This window comes from Caloramator australicus RC3, from assembly GCF_000297115.1.
GTDB lineage: Bacteria > Bacillota > Clostridia > Clostridiales > Caloramatoraceae > Caloramator > Caloramator australicus.
The window spans coordinates 1-3,343 of the sequence record NZ_CAKP01000011.1 but is presented as its reverse complement, the minus strand read 5'-3'; the positions used below and the strand labels follow the sequence as shown (position 1 = coordinate 3,343).

Below are 3,343 nucleotides of genomic sequence, written 5' to 3'. Positions count from 1 at the left end.
ATGTAATAGGATGCAGCGCAGAAGGGCGATGTAAGCCATGTATTATCGGCGAGATTAAGCAGCAGGCCATTAGGATGGAGCAAGGAAGGATTAAAGATAATGGCAAAGCTAAGGGTATTTAGCAAGAATGGAGGAAATTTAAGGGAAATAAGTGTGTTTAAGGAAGATGAAAAAGCCTTCAAGGTAAGTAAGAAGAAAATAAAAGAAGCGATAAGAAAGATAAATAAATCTTCACGTGAAGTTATGAATAATATAACGATATTGAACATAGGGAAAGTAACGCCAATTTACAGGATATTAAAATCAATAAAATATGAAAATATAATTTAAGTTTTTTAAATTTAACAAACGCCTTGAAACTAGCTAATTTAAGGGGTTGTCTATAAAAATTAACCTACAATATCTTGACACTATCCAAAGGAGGTAACGCTTTGAATTCAGGTAAAATTGTTCTTACAATAAATTTTATAACCCTTATCCTAATAATAATCCTTGGTATATATGAAATAAGAACCATCGAAAGGGATACTATCTCCTTTATGGAAAATCTAAATGATGTAAAAAAATCGGTTGAAGCTTCTAATTGGGATAATGCATATAAAAATATTGAACTTCTAAATAAAAACTGGGAAAGAAAAAAGCAGCTATGGTCTTTTTTTGTTAATCACAATGAAATAGATAATATAAGCATGTATTTAAAGCAAAGTATAGAATATATAAAGCATAGAGACAACATTGAGGCAATGGCTAGCCTTGCAATTTTAGAGCACTATCTAACTCATATATCAGAAATCGAAAAACTAAGAATAGAAAATATTATTTAATTCAAAAAACTTGAAATTATTATCTAATAGTATATAATAATAATTAGACATATTTTGTCCATATGGGACTCATTTTGTCCCATTTATGTATATACATATTTATTTTTTTGTGTTATAATTTTTTTATGAATTTAATATATTAGTATAACACAAATATTAAGGAGGATTTTTTATGCCACTTGTAACAACTAAAGAAATGTTTAAAAAAGCCTATGAAGGCGGTTATGCGATTGGTGCTTTTAACATCAATAACATGGAAATCATTCAAGGTATTGTTGAAGCTGCAAAGGAAGAAAAAGCCCCGGTTATACTACAAGTTTCAGCCAGCGCCTTAAAATATGCTAACCCTAAGTATCTTATTAAAATGGTGGAGGCTGCAGTTGAAGATTCTGGTCTTCCAATTGCTCTACACCTTGATCATGGTGAAAATTTTGAAATCTGCAAAACCTGCATCGATCTTGGTTTTACTTCAGTAATGATTGATGCTTCCAAGTATCCTTTAGAAGAAAATATAAAAATCACAAAGCAAGTTGTAGAATATGCACATTCAAAGGGTGTTGTTGTTGAAGCTGAGCTTGGTAAATTAGCAGGAGTTGAAGACGAAGTAAAGGTTTCAGCAAGGGAGGCAACCTTTACTGATCCTGAAGAAGCTTATGAATTTGTTCATAAAACTGGTGTAGATTCCTTAGCAGTTGCTATTGGCACCAGCCATGGAGCATATAAATTTAAGGGTGAAGCAAAACTTGACTTTGAGAGATTAGAAGAAATTCAAAAGAAACTTCCAGGTTTCCCACTTGTATTACATGGTGCTTCTGCTGTTATGCCTGAATTCGTTGAAAAATGTAATAGATATGGTGGAAAATTAGAAGGCGCTCAAGGTATCCCTGTTGAAATGTTAAGAAAAGCTGCTTCTATGGCTATATGCAAAATTAACATGGATACAGATTTAAGACTTGCCATGACAGCAACAATAAGAGAAGTGTTTGCTACTAAACCTGAAGAATTTGACCCAAGAAAGTATTTAGGTGCTGCAAGAGAAGCTATAAAACAAGTTGTAAAGGATAAAATAGTAAATGTATTAGGCTGTAGCAATACAATATAAAGCTGAGGGTTAGCCCTCAGCTTTATATTTAACTGCCTTATTTTTACCAGTCCTTTTAGCTTCATAGAGCATCTCATCAGCCTGTTTTATTAGCTTTTCTGAATCAATTAAAAATTTGTCCTTTGTTATTGTTCCTTGGCTCAATCCAATACTTACAGTCCATTTAAAGCCACCTGTTTTATCCTTTTCACATTCGCTTCTAATTTTTTCTGCTAAAAAGAAGGAATCAACTAGTTCCGTTATTATTATTAAAAATTCTTCCCCACCAAATCTAACAACAATTCCATAATCGTTAATTGTATTCTTACAAATATCTACTAATCTTTTCAAAATCACGTCGCCCGTTAAATGTCCATATGTATCATTTATTAATTTGAAATTATCTATGTCAATAATAAAACAACTAATTATATTATTATCATGTCCTTTTGAATACATTTCTAAATATTCTCTTAAATATAGCCTATTATATGCTCCTGTAAGTATATCTTTAGTAGCTAAATCTTTAATTTTTTCATAAGCAATTTCCAGTTCTTTATTTCTTTCCAATAATTCAAGCTGAAGTCGCCTTGTTCTTATCTGAACTTTAATTCTTGCAAGCAATTCAACTTCTGAAAAAGGCTTTTTGATATAATCATCTGCCCCCATATTCAATGCCCTTGAAACGGACTCTTCTTCTACTACTGAAGTTATTGCAATAATTGGAAGATAAGGATAAGCCCTTTTTATGTTTTGGGCAAAAACATATCCATCAATTCCTGGTAAAATTAAATCTAGCAAAATCAAATCATAATCATATATTTTTTCCTGTAGAGCCTCTTCAGCAGAACTTGTCCACTTGACTTGGAATCCATGTTTTGTTAGTATATCTTGTAGAACCTTACCATGAAAAGCCGAATCCTCTACTATTAATATCCTATTATGCATATTTGCCTCCTATTCGTTTGGTCAACTTTTCTTTTTACGATTCATACTTATATATTAATTTTATAATTTCAAATTTTAAAATTCAAGCTGTTTAAATCTTCAGATAGTGTCAAGATATTGTAGGTTAATTTTTATAGACAACCCCTTAAATTAGCTAGTTTCAAGGCGTTTGTTAAATTTAAAAAACTTAAATTATATTTTCATATTTTATTGATTTTAATATCCTGTAAATTGGCGTTACTTTCCCTATGTTCAATATCGTTATATTATTCATAACTTCACGTGAAGATTTATTTATCTTTCTTATCGCTTCTTTTATTTTCTTCTTACTTACCTTGAAGGCTTTTTCATCTTCCTTAAACACACTTATTTCCCTTAAATTTCCTCCATTCTTGCTAAATACCCTTAGCTTTGCCATTATCTTTAATCCTTCCTTGCTCCATCCTAATGGCCTGCTGCTTAATCTCGCCGATAATACATGGCTTACATG

General features: G+C 31.2%; 5 protein-coding genes and 1 pseudogene. 4 read left to right on the top strand and 2 right to left on the bottom strand.

Going from position 1 to position 3,343, the window contains the following annotated elements:
* Window positions 1-24: 24 nt before the first annotated feature.
* The 4 genes and pseudogenes from CAAU_RS15545 to fba form a co-directional block, all read left to right on the top strand.
* Window positions 25-115: pseudogene (locus CAAU_RS15545) on the top strand (UPF0236 family transposase-like protein); the annotation flags it as partial.
* A complete protein-coding gene (locus CAAU_RS01640; RefSeq protein WP_008907562.1) occupies window positions 100-330 on the top strand; it encodes a UPF0236 family protein in 231 nt (76 codons plus the stop codon). The pseudogene CAAU_RS15545 and the gene CAAU_RS01640, both read left to right, overlap by 16 nt.
* A 101-nt stretch (window positions 331-431) precedes the next feature.
* Entirely contained in the window at window positions 432-824 is a 393-nt protein-coding gene (locus CAAU_RS01635; RefSeq protein ID WP_008907698.1) for a DUF4363 family protein, read from the top strand.
* A 172-nt stretch (window positions 825-996) separates the two neighbouring features.
* Window positions 997-1,926, top strand: coding sequence for a class II fructose-1,6-bisphosphate aldolase (gene fba / locus CAAU_RS01630; protein ID WP_008907697.1), 930 nt, complete (start codon window positions 997-999; stop codon window positions 1,924-1,926).
* Between the two features lie 9 nt (window positions 1,927-1,935).
* Here fba and CAAU_RS01625 read toward each other — a convergent pair whose 3' ends face one another.
* Complete coding sequence (locus CAAU_RS01625; RefSeq protein WP_008907696.1) at window positions 1,936-2,853, bottom strand: diguanylate cyclase; 918 nt, start codon at window positions 2,851-2,853, stop codon at window positions 1,936-1,938.
* Window positions 2,854-3,040: 187 nt separating this feature from the next.
* Window positions 3,041-3,343, bottom strand: a 303-nt coding sequence (locus CAAU_RS01620; protein WP_192811160.1) for a UPF0236 family transposase-like protein, incomplete at its 5' end; no start/stop codon positions are given.